Raw genomic sequence first — 19,396 nt, forward strand, 5'->3', positions numbered from 1 at the left:
TTATTTTAAATTTTTTCATTTAAATATTCAACTCCAAATGAATACATTGATTCAAGAAGAGGTATTAGATTTTTTCCCATATCAGTAAGTCCATATTCAACTTTAGGGGGAACAACAGGATATACTTTTCTAAATATAAGGTTATCCTCTTCTAAACTTCTTAATTGATTAGTAAGCATTTTTTGTGTTGTATCAGGAAGTTTCTTTTTTAATTCGCTAAATCTTAATGTTTCATTACTTAAATACCAAAGAATTAATATTTTCCATTTGCCTGATAATAATTTATGTACAAGAATAATAGGGCAAGTTTTATATTTTGCACATCGATTGTTTAAACGACAATCATTATGAAATATAAGTGTTTTTTCATTCATTAAGGGTATCCCTCCTATATATATTAAGTATAAAAATAATATCATAAATATAGATATAAAACTATATACTTAGTATCTTTTTTGATACTATATATAAAAAAAGTGCCTACTTGTAGAAAAAAACTGAAAATAGTAATATTATGAATGAAAGAATAAGTAAAAAGTTATTAAATAATATAAATTTAATGTTTATTTTAAAAATTTTAAAGGAAATATTAAAATAGTATTTTAGATTATTAATTATTGTTATTAATAAGAATGCTTAGAAATATTTTAAATACATTATGATAAATATTAAGTTGCAATTATTGCAAATTTCTATTAGAAAAATGAAAGAAGGTATATTATCATGGCAAAGAAAATGATGACTATTGATGGTAATACAGCTGCTGCTCATGTAGCATATGCTTTTACAGATGTAGCTGCAATATTCCCAATAACACCATCTACTACAATGGCAGAAGTTGTTGATGAATGGTCTGCTCAAGGGAAGAAAAATATTTTCGGACAAACAGTTAATGTTGTAGAAATGCAATCAGAGGCAGGCGCTGCTGGTACATTCCATGGTTCACTACAAGCTGGTGCATTAACAACCACTTTTACAGCATCTCAAGGTTTATTATTAATGTTACCAAATATGTACAAGGTAGCAGGAGAATTATTACCAGGTGTATTTCATGTAAGTGCTAGAGCAATAGCATCTCAAGCATTATCAATATTTGGAGATCATCAAGATGTTATGGCAGCAAGAATGACTGGTTGTGTAATGCTTGCTGCAGGTTCAGTACAAGAAGTTGCTGACTTAGCTCCAGTATCTCATCTTGCAGCTATAAAAGGAAGATTACCTTTTGTAAACTTCTTTGATGGATTTAGAACATCACATGAAATACAAAAGGTAGAAGTTTTAGATTACGAAGATTATGCAGAAATGATAGATAGAGAAGCGTTAAAGGAATTTAGAAGTAGAGCATTAACTCCAAATAATCCAGTTACAAGAGGAACTGCTCAAAACTCAGATATTTACTTCCAAACTAGAGAAGCTTCAAATATATTCTACAATAATATAATTCCAATAGTTGAAGAATATATGGCTAAGATAGAAGAAAAAACAGGAAGAAGCTATGGATTATTTAATTATTATGGAGCAGAAGATGCAAAAGAAATAATTGTTGCTATGGGTTCAGTTACTGAAGCTATAGAAGAAACTATAGATGAATTAAATGCTAGAGGAGAAAAGTATGGATTAGTTAAAGTTCATTTATTCAGACCATTCTCAGTAGAGCATTTATTAAAGGTTATACCACAATCAGTAGAAAAGATTTGTGTAATTGATAGAACTAAAGAACCAGGATGTAATGGTGAACCATTATACTTAGATGTATGTTCTGCATTCTATGGAAAAGAAAATGCACCTAAGATTGTTGGTGGACGTTATGGATTAGCTTCTAAGGATGTTACTCCTTCAGATATTAAAGCTATATTTGATAACTTAAAGAAAGATGATTCTAAGAACTTCTTTACAGTTGGTATAGAAGATGATGTTACTTTCACTTCAATTCCAGTAGAAGATGAATTAAGAATAGTTACACCAGGAACAGTTAGATGTAAGTTCTGGGGATTAGGCTCAGATGGTACAGTTGGTGCTAATAAGCAAGCAATTAAAATTATAGGTGAAAATACAGATAAATATGTACAAGCTTACTTTGCATATGATTCAAAGAAATCTGGTGGAGTTACTATGTCTCACTTAAGATTTGGAGATACACCAATAAGATCAACTTACCTTATTGATGAAGCTGATTATATAGCGTGTCACGTACAAGCTTACGTAAATCAATATGATTTATTAAAAGGGCTTAAAAAAGGTGGAAACTTCGTATTAAATACTATTTGGAACGAAGAAGAAATTGAAAGAAAATTACCAGCTAAAATGAAGAGATATATAGCTGAAAATGAAATAAACTTCTATACTGTTAATGCAACTAAGATAGCATCTGAAATTGGATTAGGTAGAAGAATTAACATGATAATGCAATCTGCATTCTTTAAATTAGCAGAAATTATACCACAAGAAGAAGCAACTGAATACTTAAAGGCTTCAATTAAGAAGGCTTATGGTAAAAAAGGTGACAAAGTTGTTAATATGAATTACGAAGCTGTTGAAGCAGGTATGAATTCATTAGTTAAAATAAATGTACCAGAAAGTTGGAAAACTGCAACTGAAGAAGCAAAAGTAGAAACTAAAAAGGTAACAGATTTCGTTAAAAATATAATGAATCCAATGAATTCTTTAGAAGGTGATAAGTTACCTGTAAGTGCATTTAATGGATTAGAAGATGGTACATTCCCAGCAGGAACTGCAGCATATGAAAAAAGAGGTGTTGCAACAGATGTTCCAGAATGGAATATGGCAAAATGTATTCAATGTAACCAATGTGCATTTGTTTGTCCACATGCATGTATTAGACCAGTTTTAGTAACTGATGAAGAATTAGCAAAGGCACCAGTTGGATTTGAAACTAAGAAAGCTACTGGTAAAACATTAGCTGGATTAAACTATAGAATTCAAGTTAGTACATTAGATTGTACTGGATGTAATAACTGTGTTGATATTTGTCCAGCACCAGGTAAGGCATTAGAAATGAAGCCACTTGGAACACAAGTAGAAACAGAAGTAGCAAATTGGGATTTCTCAGTATCAAAAGAAGTATCAAATAAAGAACATTTAACTGCAGGCAAGACAGTTAAGGATAGCCAATTTAAACAACCACTTATGGAATTCTCAGGAGCATGTGCAGGTTGTGGAGAAACTCCATATATTAAATTAGCAACTCAATTATTTGGTGATAGAATGATGATTGCTAATGCAACTGGATGTTCATCAATATGGGGAGGTTCAGCACCTTCAACACCATATACTAAGAACCATGAAGGTAAAGGGCCAGCTTGGGCTAACTCATTATTTGAAGATAATGCTGAATTTGGATATGGTATGTTCTTAGCAGCTGATCAAATGAGAAAGAAAATAGCTGCAAATATGGAAATCTTAATATCTATGGATATTGCTGAAGAATATAAAGAAGTATTCAAAAATTGGTTAGAAAATAAAGATAATGGAGAACTTTCAAAGGTTTCTTCAAGAGAAGTTGAAGCAATACTTGCAGAAAACAATATTGAAAATGAAGAAGTTAAAGTTCTAATTGAAGAAATTAGAGAAAGAGCTGACTTCTTAGTTAAGAGATCTCAATGGATTCTTGGAGGAGATGGATGGGCTTATGACATCGGATATGGTGGATTAGATCATGTATTAGCATCTGGACAAGACGTAAATGTATTAGTATTTGATACAGAAATTTATTCTAATACTGGAGGTCAATCTTCTAAATCAACTCCTGCAGCAGCAATGGCTAAATTAGCAGCATCAGGTAAGAAAACAAATAAGAAGGATTTAGGAAGAATGATGATGTCTTATGGTAATGTTTATGTTGCGCAAGTAGCTATTGGGGCAGATAAGAACCAAGTAGTTAAGGCAATGCTTGAAGCAGAAGCACATAATGGACCATCAATTATTATTGCATATTCAACTTGTATTAGCCATGGATTAAAGAAAGGAATGGGATTCTCTATAAGAAACATGGATGAAGCAGTTAAAGCTGGATATTGGCATTTATATAGATTCAATCCACAATTAAAAGAGCAAGGTAAAAATCCATTTAATTTAGATTCTAAAGAACCACAAGGAAGTTTTAGAGACTTTATTATGGATCAAGTAAGATATTCAGCAATTGCTAAGCAATATCCTGAACAAGCGGAAGAATTATTCCAAATGACAGAAGAGCATGCTAGAAGAAAATATGCTGAATTAAAGAAATTAGCAGAACAAGAATAATATTATAAATTTAAAAAGAGAGTGAAATATCAGTAGTTTCACTCTCTTTTTAGTTATTTACATTTTATTAATACAATAGTTTTATAAGATGATGTATAATATTTATATTTAATTATGGTAAGGAGGAAAGACATGGAAGTAATAATAATATTAATATTTCTTATAATAATGTTTTGTTATTATGAAAATAATGTTTTTGATATAACAAAATTTAAGATAAGTGCTAATGTAAATAATAAAATAAGGATTGTACATCTTTCTGATTTACATAGTAAAGAATTTGGTAAAGATAATAAGAGATTAAAAAATATTATATTAAAACAAAAACCTAATATAGTTGTTACAACTGGTGATATGATAGATTCAAATTTAAGAAAAATGGATGAAATAATAAATTTTTTAGCAGAGTTAAATAAAGAGGTTTATTTAGTATATATTCCTGGAAATAACGAGATGAGAACTGAGAAGATAAATGAGATATTATATAAAATTAATTTAAATGAAGTAATTGTATTAGATAATAAAATTAAAGAAATAAATATAAATAATAATAAGATATTTATATTAGGCCTTGTTGAAAATAGGATAGATGAAGGTGAATCATTTTATGAGAAGGCAAATAGTAGATATTTTTATAATAAATCTAACTTATTATTTAATGAGTTAGAGAGTAAAAATGGAATAAAAATTATTTTATCCCATTATCCGGGAAATTTTGCGGCAATAGGAGAAGAATCTTACAATAAATATAATTTTAATATTATGTTTTCAGGGCATGCTCATGGAGGACAGTTTATATTACCTTTTATAGGTGGTTTATTTGCACCAGGACAAGGAATTTTACCTAAGTATTATAGGGGTATTCATGGAGAAAAAAATAAGCTTATAATAAGTAGAGGATTAGGGAATAGTGGATTTCCATTAAGATTATTTAATAGACCAGAGGTTATAGTTGTAGATATATATAATGAAAAGATAATATAATAGAAAAAGAGGATTCAAATGAATCCTCTTTTTTATTACATTGATTTATGGAATGTTCTGTTTATAACATCTAATTGTTGTTCTCTTGTTAATTTGATGAAGTTAACAGCATATCCAGAAACTCTGATAGTTAATTGTGGGTATTCTTCTGGGTGATCCATAGCATCTAATAAAGTTTCTCTATTAAATACATTTACGTTTAAGTGTTGAGCACCTTGAGAGAAGTATCCATCCATCATAGTACCTAAGTTATGAATTCTGTTTTCTGGTGTTTTTCCTAATGCATCTGGAACAATTGAGAATGTGTTAGAAACACCATCTTGTGAATGTTCATAAGGAATCTTAGCAACTGAGTTTAATGATGCTAATGATCCGCTAGAATCTCTTCCGTGCATTGGATTAGCTCCTGGTGCAAATGGTTCTCCAGCTTTTCTTCCACATGGAGTAGTACCAGTCTTCTTACCGTAAACAACATTTGAAGTTATTGTTAATACTGATTGAGTGTGGTAAGCATTTCTGTAAGTCTTGTTTTGTCTTATCTTATTCATCATGCTTTCAACTAACCAAGCAGCAATTTCGTCAACTCTGTCATCGTCATTTCCGTATTTAGGGAAGTCACCTTCAATTTCGAAGTCGATAGCAACACCATCTTCATTTCTTATTGGCTTAACTTTTGCATATTTAATTGCAGAAATAGAGTCAGCACAAACTGATAACCCAGCTATACCACAAGCCATAGTTCTAAATACATCTCTATCATGTAAAGCCATTTGTAATTTTTCATAAGAATATTTATCGTGCATGTAGTGGATAACATTTAATGTATTAACATAAAGGTTAGCTAACCAATCAGTCATAATATCAAATCTTTCCATTACTTCGTTGTAATCTAAGTATTCACCAGTTAATGGAGCAGTCTTAGGTCCAACTTGCATTCCGTACTTTTCATCTTTACCACCGTTTATAGCGTAAAGTAAAGTCTTAGCTAAGTTAACTCTAGCACCGAAGAATTGCATTTGCTTACCAACTCTCATTGCTGATACACAACAAGCGATAGCATAATCATCTCCCCAGTATGGAGCCATTAAATCATCATTTTCGTATTGAACTGAAGATGTATCAATAGAAACCTTAGAACAGAAATCTTTAAATCCTTGAGGTAATCTAGTTGACCATAAAACAGTTAAGTTTGGTTCTGGTGATGGCCCTAAAGTATATAATGTGTTAAGTACTCTGAATGAGTTCTTAGTAACTAAAGTTCTTCCATCTAATCCCATACCAGCGATTGATTCAGTAACCCAAGTAGGATCTCCAGAGAATAAATCATTGTATTCTGGAGTTCTTAAGAATTTAACTAATCTTAACTTCATTACGAAGTGGTCCATTAATTCTTGAGCTTCTTCTTCAGTTATAACACCATTTCTTAAATCTCTTTCAATATAGATATCTAAGAATGTAGAAGTTCTACCTAAAGACATAGCAGCACCATTTTGATCTTTTATAGCGCCTAAGAATCCAAAGTATAACCATTGAATAGCTTCTTTAGCATTTGTAGCTGGCTTAGATATATCAAATCCATAACTAGCAGCTAAACCTTTTAATTCATTTAAAGCTAAGATTTGATCAGAAATTTCTTCTCTTAATCTGATTACATCTTCATCTATAGTTTTAACTTCTAAGCTTAATTTTTGAGAATTTTTATCTTCTATTAATCTATCAACTCCGTATAGAGCAACTCTTCTGTAGTCACCTATAATTCTTCCTCTACCGTATGCATCTGGAAGACCAGTGATAACACCTGATTTTCTAGCTAATCTCATTTCTGTAGTATAAGCATCGAAAACACCTTGGTTGTGAGTTTTTCTATATTTAGTGAATATTTCAGAAATTTTAGGGCTTACTTCATATCCATAAGCTTTTGCAGCATTTTCAGCCATTCTAATTCCACCATAAGGCATTACAGCTCTTTTTAAAGGAGCATCAGTTTGTACACCTACGATTTTTTCAAAAGCTTGATCAATATAACCAGGGTTATATTCATTAATTCCAGATATAGTTTCTGTATCTACATCTAAAACCCCACCGTTTTCTCTTTCTTTTTTGAATAAATCACTAACTTCAGCCCAAAGTTTGTTTGTTGCTTCAGTAGCTCCTGCTAAGAAGCTAGAATCACCTTCATATGGAGTGTAGTTAGTTTGGATAAAGTTTCTTACATCAATACTTTTTGTCCATGAACCTGTTTTGAAATCATTCCATTCTTCTCTCATCATAGCGCCTCTTTTCTTATTTTCTTAAAACATCTAATAATAATCATTTGATAATAATTATTATTTAATAATACCATATTTAAACTATATCATTAAATTTTTTATATTTCAATATATAAATTAAAAAACAATATAAAATTAAAAAACAATATAAAATTAAATATAATACTATGTAATTTATAATATCACAGTATTAAGTTATAATCAAAGGGAATAAGTAGGGGAAAATAATATATATTGAAGAAATTTAAATGAATAATTAAAAAAATGTAAAAAAAGAGCAATATATAAGGGGTATAGTTAAAAAATTAACAATTTAAAGTAGGAAAAATATATAATTTAATAAAAATAATAAAAAAAAAATATAGACATAAGGTTAAAATAATAGTATTATAACAATGAAAATGATAATAGGTATCAATTGAAAGAGAGAAGTATTATCATTGATATATATACATAGGGGGAAAGCAAATGAAAAAAAGATATTTATTTATTATATTGATAATACTAAGTATTATTTCTTTATTTGTAGGTGTAACTAATATTAGTGTTAATGATATATTATCTTTTAATATTGATAAAATACAAATACTGTTAATAAGTAGGTTGCCAAGATTAATAGCAATAATAGTTGCTGGAGTGGGACTTAGTATTAGCGGATTAATAATGCAACAAATAAGTAAAAATAAGTTTGTATCACCAACTACAGCTGCAACAGCAGATTTTGCAAAGTTGGGTATATTGTTTTGTATAATGATAATTCCTGGTGCTACTATTATGCAAAAAATGATTATATCATTTATTTTTGCAGGGTTAGGAACTATTTTATTTATGAAAATGATAAAAGCAATAAAAATTAAAAATATTATTTTTGTTCCATTAATAGGAATGATGTTAGGTAAAATAATCGGGTCTATAACAACATTTTTTGCTTATAAATATGATTTAGTTCAAAATATATCTTCATGGATGGAAGGAGATATGTCTTTAATTATGAAGGGAAGTTATGAACTTCTATATTTAAGTATACCAATGGTTATAATAGCATTTTTATATGCAAATAAATTTACCATTGTTGGAATGGGGGAAGATTTTGCAATTAATTTAGGTGTAAATTATAACTTTGTAGTTAATGTAGGATTAGCAATAGTTTCATTAATTTGTGCTGTTACAATAATAACTGTTGGAAATATACCATTTTTAGGGCTTATTATTCCTAATATAATTAGTTTATATAGTGGAGATAACTTAAAAAAAACTTTATATCACACAGCCTTATTAGGACCAATATTTTTATTAGCTTGTGATATTTTAGGAAGATTCATAATTTTCCCATTTGAAATGTCAATAAGTTTAACTGTTGGAGTTATAGGAAGCATAATTTTCCTTTATATGATAATAAGGGGGAGTAAAAATGAAGGCTAGAGATAAAAGAAATATAATAATTTTAGCTATAGTAGCTTTAATATTAATAAGTGGATTTTTGTTTATTGGAGTAAATAGTGTTAATTTTAGATATGCTTTATATAGAAGGATTCCTAAAATATATGCAATGATATTAACAGGAACGGCAATAGGATTTTCATCACTAATATTTCAAACAGTTACTAATAATAGAATTTTAACTCCAAGTATTTTGGGAATTGATTCTTTATATGTATTATTACAAACTACGGTTGTATTTTTACTTGGATCATCTTCAGCAATAATAAGTAATGGAAATATAAATTTTATTATTACAATAATATCAATGCTTTTATTTTCAAGTATTCTTTATAAGTTTATATTTAAAAATGGAAGTAAAAATATTTTTACATTGTTATTAGTTGGTGTTGTATGTGGAACATTATTTGAAAGTTTAACTACATTTATGCAAGTTCTTATAGATCCAGTTGAGTTTCAAATGGTTCAAGATAAAATGCAAGCTAGCTTTAATAATATAAATACTGATTTATTATTTATATCAAGTATAGTAATAATACTTTGTATTGGATATGCTTATGATTATTTAAAGATATTAGATGTAATGTCATTAGGTAGAGATGCTGCAATCAATCTTGGAATAGATTATGACAAAATAGTTAAAAAAATGCTTATAATAGTAGTAATATTAACATCAGTAGCAACAGCATTAGTTGGACCAATAACTTTTTTAGGGCTACTTGTAGTAAATATAGCAAGACAAGTAATATCTAGTTATAAACATAGCATATTAGGAGTAGCTACAATATTAATTAGTATTGTTTCATTAATAGGAGGTCAATTAGTTGTTGAGCAATTAATGAATTTTGGTGTTTCAGTAAGTATAATAATTAATTTTGTTGGAGGAATTTATTTTATTTATTTAGTAATGAAGGAGAGAAGCAGATGATAGAAGTAAAAAATATAACTAAATCATATGGAAATAAAAAGGTAGTAGATAATGTATCTTTAAATATTCAAGAAGGTAAAATAACTTCTTTCATTGGACCAAATGGAGCTGGTAAAAGTACTCTTCTTTCTATAATGAGTAGACTTTTAAAAAGAGATTCTGGAGAAGTCTTACTAGATGGAAAAGATATATTAGATTGGGATAATAAAGAGTTAGCAAAAAAGATAGCAATATTAAGGCAATCAAATAATATTAATATAAGGCTAACGATTAGAGAGCTTGTTAGCTTTGGTAGATTTCCACATTCACAAGGAAATTTAAAAGAAGAAGATTATAAGTATATAGATGAAGCTATTGATTATATGCAGCTTAAGGAATTTGAAGATAGATATTTAGATGAATTAAGTGGAGGGCAAAGACAAAGAGCATATATTGCAATGGTAATAGCTCAAAATAGTGATTATATATTTTTAGATGAACCCTTAAATAATTTAGATATGAAACATTCAGTAGAAATTATGAAGACTTTAAGAAAACTTTGTGATGAATTAAATAAAACAGTTGTAATAGTAATACATGATATTAACTTTGCTTCTTGTTATTCGGATTATATAGTTGCTTTAAAAGATGGTAAACTTGTGAAAAATGGTGTAACTGAAGAAACTATACAAAAGGAAGAATTAGAAAGTATATATGAAATAGATTTCCATATAGAAAATATAAATAATAGAAATATTTGTGTATATTTTTAAAGAAAGATTTTAAATAACAAAATAGTGATAATGAATATCAATATAAATAAAATAAGATAGGAGTGTATTTAAATGAAAAAAAAGACTATTTTATCAATAGTAGCTTTATTAATAGTAGTTTTGGCTATATTTGGTATAACTAAATTTGTAGGTGCAGAAGGAAAAGGTGGAGGAGAAACAGTTGTTGTTACTCATGATTCAGGAGAAACAACAGTAAATAAAAATTCTAAAAGAATTGTAGTATTTGATTTTGGTATTTTAGATTCACTAGATAAGTTAAATGTTCAAGGTATAGTTGGGGTAGTACAAAATGGATTACCTGAACACTTAAGTAAATTTGCTGGAGAAGAATATTCAAGTATTGGTTCATTAAAAGAACCAAATATGGAAAAAATATTTGAATTAAATCCAGATTTAATAATAATATCAGGTAGACAAGCTGATTATTATGAAGAGTTAAGTAAGATTGCTCCAACTATTAATTTAAGCATAGATAATAAAAATTATTTAGAATCATTTGAAAAAAATATGAATGTTTTAGGAAAAATATTTGATAAAGAAAATGAAGTAAAAGAAGAGCTTACTACAATTAAGGACGCTATTTCAAAATTAAATTCAAAAGCAACAGAAAAGAATATTACAGGGCTTATTGCATTAGCAAATGATGGTTCATTTAGTGTATATGGAGCAGAATCAAGATTTGGAATTATTCACAATAACTTTGGTATTATTCCTGTTGATAAAAATATAGAAGCTTCTACTCATGGGCAAAAGGCTTCATTTGAATATGTATTAGAAAAAAATCCAGATTATTTATTTGTTGTTGATAGAGCTGCTATAGCAGGTGGAACAATATCAGCAAAAGAATTATTTGATAATGAATTAATGAAAAAAACTGATGCTTATAAAAATGGAAATATTATATATTTAAATCCAAGCATTTGGTATACAGCTACTGGTGGATTTACATCTACAATGAAAATGGTTGAAGAAATTGATAGTGCTATAAAATAAATTTATAAAGCTAGTTACTTAATTGTAACTAGCTTATTTTTATTCAAATATTTATAAAATAAATAAAAGTGTTAGAAAATTATTAATAAAAATGAAATTCTACTAAAAAGTAAAAGAGAAATATAGTGAAAAATAATTGACAAATAAATCCAAAAGTAGTATTATCAATAATAACTTTAGCACTTTAATACAGTAAAGGGGTGATTGGTATAAAAAATATAATACCAGAAGGAATGAGAGACTTTACTATAGATGAATGTAAAAGAAGAAATAATATTATAAGTACTATAAAAAATTGTTTTGAAAATTGGGGATATAATGAAATTTCTACTCCAACAGTTGAATATTATGAAACATTTAATCATAAAACTCAAAGCCTTAAAGAGGAAGAAATGTATAAATTCTTTGATAATAGAGGAAGAATATTAACTTTAAGACCAGATATGACAGTTCCTGTAGCAAGATTAGTTAATAGTAAGTTAAAAGAGATGGAATTACCATTGAAGTTATTTTATAGTGCAAATGTATTTAGAGTTCATGATAGTTTTGAAGGCAAGAGAAATGAATACTTAGATTGTGGAATAGAGTTAATTGGAGCATATGGTAGAGAAATAGACTTAGAGGTGTTAGTAACTGCTTTAGAAGTATTAAAAGCATTAGATACAAAAAAAGAGTTTAAATTAGAAATAGGAAATGTGAATATACTTAAATCTGCATTAAATAATATGAATTTATACAATTATCAAAAGGATAAACTAATTGAGCTTATTAATAAAAAGAGTTTAACAAGTTTGAAAAATTATTTAAATTGTTTAGATATAAAAAATGAATATAAATATTTTTTGAATGACTTTCCATGGTTATTTGGTGGATATGAAATGATTAATAAAGCTAAGAAAATAGCATTTAATAAGGAAATGAAAGAAAACATAAAATGTTTAGAACAGTTATATTTAGATTTAAGTAAATTAGGATATGAAAAATATATTTCTGTTGATATGAGCATGGTTCCAAGAGTTAATTATTATTCAGGAATTATATTTAAGGGCTATGTTAATGAAATAGGCTCTACTGTTCTTAGAGGTGGAAGATATGACAATTTATTGGATGAATTTAGTAAAAGTATGCCAGCTATAGGATTTTCAGTAGATACGAATTTACTTTTAGATTCTTGTGATTATAAGGAAAAAAGTAATGTTGAAAAAATACATTTAAATAAGGAGGATTACTTAAATGTATTAAAAGAAGCTATAGATAAAACTAGAAATGGGCAAAAAATAGAAATAATTTATAAATAAGGGGGTTGGGGATTGATTAGTATAGCTTTAACAAAAGGTAGAATAGAAAAGGAATTAGTAAAAGTATTAGAAAAATCAAATTTTTCTGTTGATGAATTAAAAGATAAGGGAAGAAAATTAGTTTTTAATGATAATTTAAATGATATAAGATATTTTTTAGTAAAAGCAAATGATACGGTTACTTATGTAGAACATGGAGTAGCTGATATTGCAGTAGTTGGAAAAGATACTTTATTAGAAAGAGAAGGAGATTATTATGAATTATTAGATTTGAAAATTGGTAAATGCAAATTCATAGTAGCAACACTTCCTAATATTGATATTTTTAAGAAAATAGGACATATAAAAATAGGTACAAAATATCCAAAGGTTGCAAAAAGATATTTTGAAAGAAAGGGAATGGATGTTGAAATTATAAAAATTGAGGGGTCAGTAGAACTTTCACCTATATTAGGAATATCAGAAGGTATAGTAGATATAATGGAAACAGGTATAACATTAAAAGAAAATGGATTAATTGTTGTAGATGAAATTTGTGATATTAGCACTAGAGTTATAGTAAATAAATCTAGTTTTAAATTGAAAAAAAAAGAAATAAATAATTTTATAGATAAAATAAGGAGTGTAAGTAGTAAATAGTGTTTATTATATAACATTAAAGGGGGCAAGTTAATATGATAAGCATAATAAATGTAAACAATAATAATATAAATGAAATTATAAAAAATTTAAAGAAAAGAAGTAATACAATAAATATAAGAAAAAGTGTTGAAGAAATTATAGAAAATATTAAATTACATGGAAATAAAGCACTAAGAGAATATACATTAAAATTTGATAATGTAGAATTAAAAGATTTTTTAATTTCAAATGAAGAAATTGAAGAAGCTTACAAGCAATGTGATAAAACAATGATAAGGATATTAGAAGAATGTAAAAATAATATTACTAAATATCATGAAAAACAAAAAGAGACGGGATATATTTATCAAAAGGAATTAGGAATTTATATGGGGCAAAGAATAATTCCAGTTGATAGTGTAGGAGTATATGTTCCTGGTGGAAAGGCAGCTTATCCCTCTTCAGTATTAATGAATATTATTCCAGCGCAGGTGGCAGGGGTACAAGATATTATAATATCAACTCCTCCTAATTATAATAATAAAGTAAATAGTAATATATTAGTGGCAGCAAGGGTTTGTGGGATAAATAAAATTTATAAAATTGGAGGAGCACAAGCGATTGCTGCTTTAGCTTATGGAACTGAAAGTATTGATCCAGTTTCAATGATTGTAGGACCAGGAAACTCCTATGTTGCAGAAGCAAAGAGACAAGTTTATGGAGTTGTTGGGATAGATATGGTTGCGGGTCCTAGTGAGATTTTAATAATAGCTAAAGAAGGTGCAAATCCAAGATATATTGCAGCAGATATGATGTCACAAGCTGAACATGATGAAGCTGCTTCATCAATGTTATTAACAACATCTAAAAGGTTAGCATTAGAAGTTGAAAAAGAAATTAATATTCAATTAAAATCCCTTTCAAGAAAAGAAATAATTGAAAAATCGTTAAATGATTATGGAAAAATAATAATATGTAATAATCTCGATGAATGTATAAAACTATCTAATTTAATATCACCTGAGCATTTAGAACTTTTAATAGAAAATCCAATGGAATATCTAGGGGAGATAAAAAATGCTGGTTCTGTTTTTTTAGGAGAATATACTCCAGAGCCAATTGGAGATTATTTTGGAGGAACAAATCATGTATTGCCAACTGGAGGAACAGCAAAATTTTCATCATCATTATCTGTTGATACCTTTTTAAAGAAGTCATCATTTTTATTTTATTCTAAAAAAGCTTTATATGAAGATGGGAAAAAAGTAATTAGGTTTGCAAATGAGGAAGGTCTAACAGCTCATGCAAATTCTATAAGAGTGAGGTTAGAAAATGAAAAAAATTAAAGAGTATAAAAGTGTAATGAATGATAAAGTAGGTATAAGAATAAATGGAAATGAAAGTTATAAAAATATTGAAAAAAATGAATTGGATGAAATTATCAAAGAAATAAAAAAAATAAATTTTAATAGATATCCAGATGATGAAAGTTTGAATTTAAGGAAGGCTTATGCAGAGGTAGTTGGTATAGGTGAAGAAAATGTTATTGCAGGAAATGGTTCAGATGAAATGATTTCATTAATAATAAATTATCAAATTACTAAGAAAAAAGTAGTTTTAACTATTAATCCAGATTTTTCAATGTATGATTTTTATACATCTTTAAATGAGGGAGTTGTAAAAAAATATAATACAGAAAATGATGGAAGTTTTTCGGTTGATAGGTTTATTGAATATGGTAGACGGGTAAATCCAAATCTTATAATTTTTTCTAATCCTAATAATCCAACAGGACATGTAATTAGTAATGATGAAATTATATTTATTTTAGAAGCATTTAAGGATATTTTAATAGTTGTTGATGAGGCTTATTATGAATTTTATGGACAAGGTATGATTGGATATATAGAAAAATACAAAAATTTAATTGTTACTAGAACATTATCTAAAGCATGGGGATTAGCAGCATTAAGAATTGGATTTTTAATTGCAAATAAACATTTGATAAATAAATTAAGAATTAATAAGACTCCTTATAATTTAAATACTTTTTCTCAAATGGTAGGATGTGTAGCTTTAAAGCATCCAGAAAGAATATTAAAAAATGTTGAAGAAATTGTATATGAAAGAGAACGGTTATATAAGAATTTAAAAGAAATAGAAATGAAAAGCAATAAAAAAATTGAATTTTATAAGTCAAAAGCTAACTTTATATTTGGTAGATCAAGAATTAAGGATATATTAAAAGAGGTTTTTGAGCAAAAGGGAGTATTAGCAAGATATTTTAATGATGATAGTTTCAGATTGACTGTAGGATCACCAATGGAAAATGATTTAATAGTAAATATTATAGAAAATATAATTTACAGTTTGGGGGAGAGTTATGAAGAGATTGTCACAGATTAGTAGAAAAACTAATGAAACAAATATTAACTTAAAAATAAATTTAGATGGAAATGGTACAAGTGTTGTAAAAACTGAGGTAGGTTTTTTAAATCATATGATAAGTTTATTAGCATTTCATAGCAATATAGATATTGAATTAGATTCAAAAGGAGATATTGAGGTTTGTGATCATCATTTAATTGAAGATATAGGTATTGCTTTAGGAAGAAGTATAAATGAAGCATTAGGTGATAAGAAGGGAATAAAAAGATATGGAACGTTTTTTTTGCCCATGGATGAATCTTTAGTTATGGTATCTTTAGATATTAGTGGACGAAGTTATTTACATTTTGAGGCAGGGTTTAATAGGGAAAGTATAGGAAACTTTTCCACAGAAATGGTTAAAGAATTTTTTAGAGCTGTTGCATTTAATGCTGGTATTACATTACACATAAAAGTTTTATATGGTGAAAATGACCATCACAAAATAGAGGGAATTTTCAAGTGTGTTGGACGAGCATTAAAAGAAGCTATTAATATTGAAGGAAATATAATTCCTTCTTCAAAAGGAATTATTTAAATTGTAATAAAAATTTGGAGGAAATATGATTACAATTATTGATTATGGTATGGGAAATTTAAAAAGTGTGTATAATGCATTGAAAAAAGTTAATTTTGATTGTCAAATTTCTAGTGAAGTAACAGATATAGAAATGGCAGATAAATTGATTTTGCCAGGGGTGGGTGCCTTTAAGGATGCAATGGATAATTTGCAAAATCTTGATTTAATTTTACCAATAAGAAAAAAAGTTAATGATGGATGCCCGTTGCTTGGAATTTGTTTAGGTATGCAAATGCTTTTTGATGAAGGATATGAATGTGAACTAAGAAAAGGACTTGGATTTATAGAAGGAAAGATTAAACTTATGAATTCTAAAGAAAATCTTAAAATTCCTCATATAGGATGGAATAGACTAGAGTTTAATAGAGAAAATAAAATACTTAATAATATTAATAAAGAAAGTTTTGTTTATTATGTTCATAGTTTTATGGCAACAGAAATGATAGATGAAAATTTAATTGCATATTCAAAATATGGAGATATTAATATACCTGGAATAGTTAATAAAGGAAATGTATATGGTATGCAATTTCATCCTGAAAAAAGTGGTGAGGTTGGATTAAAAATACTTAAAAATTTTGGGGTGTTGAGTAAATGATTATAATTCCAGCAATAGATATTATAGATGGAAAACCAGTTCGACTTTATCAAGGTGATTATAATAAGAAGGAAGTAGTTGGGCAAGATGTTTTAAAAATAGCTAAAAATTTTGAAATAGCAGGAGCTGAATATATTCATTTAGTAGATTTAGAGGGTGCTAAAAAGGGGGAGCTAATAAATAATAAAATAATTATTGAAGTTGCTAAATCTGTTAATTTACCAATTGAAGTTGGTGGTGGAATAAGAACATATGAAAATATTAAATATTTAATAGACAATGGAATAAGTAGAGTAATATTAGGTACTGTAGCAATTGAAAACTTAGATTTTGTTAAGAGGGCTTTAGATAAATTTGGTGATAAAATTTCAATTGGAGTTGATTGTAAAAATGGCTATTTATGTGGAAGAGGATGGCTAAAGGAAAGTAAATTTAATTATATTGATTTTTCTAAAGAAATGGAAAAAATGGGTGTAGATAATATTATATTAACTGATATTAGTAGGGATGGAACATTACAAGGTGTAAATATAGGTATGCTAAAGAAATTAAATGAAAATATATGTATGAATATAACTTCATCTGGAGGAATATCTAAAATTGATGATATTAGAGAATTGAAAAATTTGAATATATATGGAGTAATTATTGGAAAAGCATTGTATTCAAAACATATAAATTTAAAAGAAGCAATTGATTTATGTAAGGAAAATTCATAATTAAATTTGGGGGGAGATTAATGCATACAAAGAGAATAATCCCTTGTTTAGATGTAAGAAACGGTAAGGTTGTTAAAGGAATAAATTTTGTAGGAATAAAAGAAGTTGGAAATCCAGTAGAACTTGGAGAATATTATTATAAGCAAGGTGCAGATGAGATTGTTTTTTTAGATATTACGGCTACTCATGAAGGAAGAGGAATAATGGAAAGCGTTGTTCAACAAGTTGCTGAAAGAATTTTTATACCTTTTACTGTAGGTGGAGGATTAAAAGATATAGATGATATAAAAAGAATATTAAGAGCTGGAGCTGATAAGGTAAGTTTAAATTCTTCAGCAGTAAAAAATAAGAAATTAATAAAAGAAGGGGCTTATTACTTTGGAAAACAATGCATAGTATTAGCTGTAGATGCAAAAAAGAAATTTGATAATAGTGGGTGGAATGTATTTATTAATGGAGGAAGAATTGATACAGGAATAGATGTTATTAAGTGGATAGAGGAAGCAACTAAATTAGGTGCTGGAGAAATATTATTAACTTCAATGGATAGTGATGGAACTAAAAATGGGTTTGATTTAGAACTTACAAGAAAAGTTAGTGAGGTAACTAACGTACCAGTAATTGCATCTGGTGGAGGAGGCTCTTTAAAAGATTTCGAAAATGTATTTATAGAAGGAAAAGCTCATGCTGCATTGGCAGCTTCATTGTTTCATTATGGAGAGTTAAGTATTAAAGAAGTAAAACTTTATTTAAGGGAAATGGGAATAGCAGTAAGAATTTAAAGTCTTAACAAAATATGATTATAGGAGATATTATATGGAAAAAATAAGTTTAGACTTTGAAAAAGGTAATGGTCTAATACCTGTAGTTATCCAAGATTATGAAAGTAATGAAGTGTTAATGCTTGCATATATGTCACAAGAGAGTTTTAATCTTACTTTAAAAAATAATAAAACATGGTTTTATAGTAGAAGTAGAAATGAATTGTGGAATAAAGGTGCTACCTCAGGTAATTTTCAAGAAGTAAAGGAAATATGGGCAGATTGTGATAATGATACATTATTAATTAAAGTTATTCAAAGGAGAGGAGCTTGTCATACTGGAAATAAAAGCTGTTTTTTTAGGAGGATAAAATAAAATTGGTATTAGATGATTTATATGAGATTATTAAAGAAAGAAAAGTAAATGCTGAAGAGGGTTCGTATACTAAATACTTATTTAATAAAGGTATTGATAAAATATTAAAAAAAGTTGGAGAAGAGTGTACTGAACTTATAATTGCTGCTAAGGGAAATGATAAAGATGAAATTATAAGTGAAATTTGTGATTTAACTTATCATATTCTTGTACTCATGGCAGAAAAGGAAATTAATTTAGGAGAATTAAATAATGAATTATCAAAAAGAAGAAATAAAATAAATAATTTTAAAGGTGAAAGAAAAAGTATTGAAGAATTTTAATGAAAAGTATAATAAGAAATGATAATAGGCTTAATATTTTTA

Annotated in this window: 18 protein-coding genes; 16 read left to right on the top strand and 2 right to left on the bottom strand. The window is 27.5% G+C overall.

All coding sequences use genetic code 11. The features are described from left to right. Positions 1 to 5: 5 nt before the first annotated feature. Positions 6 to 374 carry a winged helix-turn-helix transcriptional regulator gene (locus ACUN06_RS04755; protein WP_291731298.1) on the bottom strand — a complete coding sequence of 123 codons (369 nt, stop codon included), beginning with the start codon at positions 372 to 374 and terminating at the stop codon, positions 6 to 8. A 349-nt stretch (positions 375 to 723) separates the two neighbouring features. Here ACUN06_RS04755 and nifJ point away from each other — a divergent pair, with 349 nt between their 5' ends. Together nifJ and ACUN06_RS04765 are read left to right on the top strand one after the other, a co-directional pair. Beyond that, positions 724 to 4,263, top strand: a complete 3,540-nt coding sequence (gene nifJ / locus ACUN06_RS04760) for a pyruvate:ferredoxin (flavodoxin) oxidoreductase (protein ID WP_449390155.1) — start codon at positions 724 to 726, stop codon at positions 4,261 to 4,263. A gap of 132 nt (positions 4,264 to 4,395) precedes the next feature. Beyond that, on the top strand, positions 4,396 to 5,247 hold the full coding sequence (locus tag ACUN06_RS04765) for a metallophosphoesterase (protein ID WP_449390156.1): 852 nt from the start codon (positions 4,396 to 4,398) through the stop codon (positions 5,245 to 5,247). Positions 5,248 to 5,282: 35 nt separating this feature from the next. Here the strand turns inward: ACUN06_RS04765 and pflB are convergent, their stop codons facing one another. Continuing rightward, entirely contained in the window at positions 5,283 to 7,514 is a 2,232-nt protein-coding gene (gene pflB / locus ACUN06_RS04770; protein ID WP_291731311.1) for a formate C-acetyltransferase, read from the bottom strand. 471 nt (positions 7,515 to 7,985) lie between these two features. On the opposite strand from pflB, the gene ACUN06_RS04775 reads away from it, so the two are divergent. From ACUN06_RS04775 to hisE, 14 genes are all read left to right on the top strand, one after another. Then, the gene (locus tag ACUN06_RS04775; RefSeq protein ID WP_291731292.1) at positions 7,986 to 8,939 is read left to right on the top strand and encodes an ABC transporter permease; all 954 of its coding nucleotides are present in this window, start codon (positions 7,986 to 7,988) and stop codon (positions 8,937 to 8,939) included. Continuing rightward, entirely contained in the window at positions 8,929 to 9,885 is a 957-nt protein-coding gene (locus ACUN06_RS04780; RefSeq protein WP_449390157.1) for an iron chelate uptake ABC transporter family permease subunit, read from the top strand. The genes ACUN06_RS04775 and ACUN06_RS04780 overlap by 11 nt, the downstream gene beginning before the upstream one ends. Continuing rightward, positions 9,882 to 10,637 (top strand): iron ABC transporter ATP-binding protein, encoded by a 756-nt coding sequence (locus tag ACUN06_RS04785; RefSeq protein ID WP_291731289.1) that lies wholly within the window; start codon positions 9,882 to 9,884, stop codon positions 10,635 to 10,637. The genes ACUN06_RS04780 and ACUN06_RS04785 overlap by 4 nt, the downstream gene beginning before the upstream one ends. Positions 10,638 to 10,709: 72 nt before the next feature. Further along, positions 10,710 to 11,651 (top strand): siderophore ABC transporter substrate-binding protein, encoded by a 942-nt coding sequence (locus ACUN06_RS04790; protein WP_291731288.1) that lies wholly within the window; start codon positions 10,710 to 10,712, stop codon positions 11,649 to 11,651. Positions 11,652 to 11,851: 200 nt separating this feature from the next. Continuing rightward, positions 11,852 to 12,949, top strand: coding sequence for an ATP phosphoribosyltransferase regulatory subunit (gene hisZ, locus ACUN06_RS04795; RefSeq protein WP_294368610.1), 1,098 nt, complete (start codon positions 11,852 to 11,854; stop codon positions 12,947 to 12,949). A 12-nt stretch (positions 12,950 to 12,961) separates the two neighbouring features. Next, positions 12,962 to 13,588: an ATP phosphoribosyltransferase gene (gene hisG, locus ACUN06_RS04800; RefSeq protein WP_294368608.1), complete on the top strand. Its 627-nt coding sequence runs from the start codon at positions 12,962 to 12,964 to the stop codon at positions 13,586 to 13,588. Positions 13,589 to 13,623: 35 nt separating this feature from the next. Further along, a complete protein-coding gene (hisD, locus tag ACUN06_RS04805) occupies positions 13,624 to 14,916 on the top strand; it encodes a histidinol dehydrogenase (RefSeq protein ID WP_449390158.1) in 1,293 nt (430 codons plus the stop codon). Then, entirely contained in the window at positions 14,903 to 15,976 is a 1,074-nt protein-coding gene (gene hisC, locus ACUN06_RS04810) for a histidinol-phosphate transaminase (protein ID WP_294368604.1), read from the top strand. The genes hisD and hisC overlap by 14 nt, the downstream gene beginning before the upstream one ends. After that, positions 15,954 to 16,535, top strand: a complete 582-nt coding sequence (hisB, locus tag ACUN06_RS04815) for an imidazoleglycerol-phosphate dehydratase HisB (RefSeq protein ID WP_291731282.1) — start codon at positions 15,954 to 15,956, stop codon at positions 16,533 to 16,535. Before hisC ends, hisB begins: the two co-directional genes overlap by 23 nt. A gap of 25 nt (positions 16,536 to 16,560) precedes the next feature. Beyond that, a complete protein-coding gene (gene hisH / locus ACUN06_RS04820) occupies positions 16,561 to 17,175 on the top strand; it encodes an imidazole glycerol phosphate synthase subunit HisH (protein WP_294161166.1) in 615 nt (204 codons plus the stop codon). Beyond that, on the top strand, positions 17,172 to 17,894 hold the full coding sequence (hisA, locus tag ACUN06_RS04825; RefSeq protein ID WP_294368602.1) for a 1-(5-phosphoribosyl)-5-[(5-phosphoribosylamino)methylideneamino]imidazole-4-carboxamide isomerase: 723 nt from the start codon (positions 17,172 to 17,174) through the stop codon (positions 17,892 to 17,894). The genes hisH and hisA overlap by 4 nt, the downstream gene beginning before the upstream one ends. Before the next feature lie 20 nt (positions 17,895 to 17,914). After that, positions 17,915 to 18,676: an imidazole glycerol phosphate synthase subunit HisF gene (gene hisF / locus ACUN06_RS04830; RefSeq protein WP_294161168.1), complete on the top strand. Its 762-nt coding sequence runs from the start codon at positions 17,915 to 17,917 to the stop codon at positions 18,674 to 18,676. A 34-nt stretch (positions 18,677 to 18,710) separates the two neighbouring features. Then, complete coding sequence (gene hisI / locus ACUN06_RS04835) at positions 18,711 to 19,031, top strand: phosphoribosyl-AMP cyclohydrolase (RefSeq protein WP_291731277.1); 321 nt, start codon at positions 18,711 to 18,713, stop codon at positions 19,029 to 19,031. Further along, positions 19,028 to 19,354, top strand: a complete 327-nt coding sequence (gene hisE / locus ACUN06_RS04840) for a phosphoribosyl-ATP diphosphatase (protein WP_294161184.1) — start codon at positions 19,028 to 19,030, stop codon at positions 19,352 to 19,354. The genes hisI and hisE overlap by 4 nt, the downstream gene beginning before the upstream one ends. Positions 19,355 to 19,396: the final 42 nt, after the last annotated feature.

It is taken from the genome of Clostridium sp. ETTB3 (assembly GCF_053571985.1).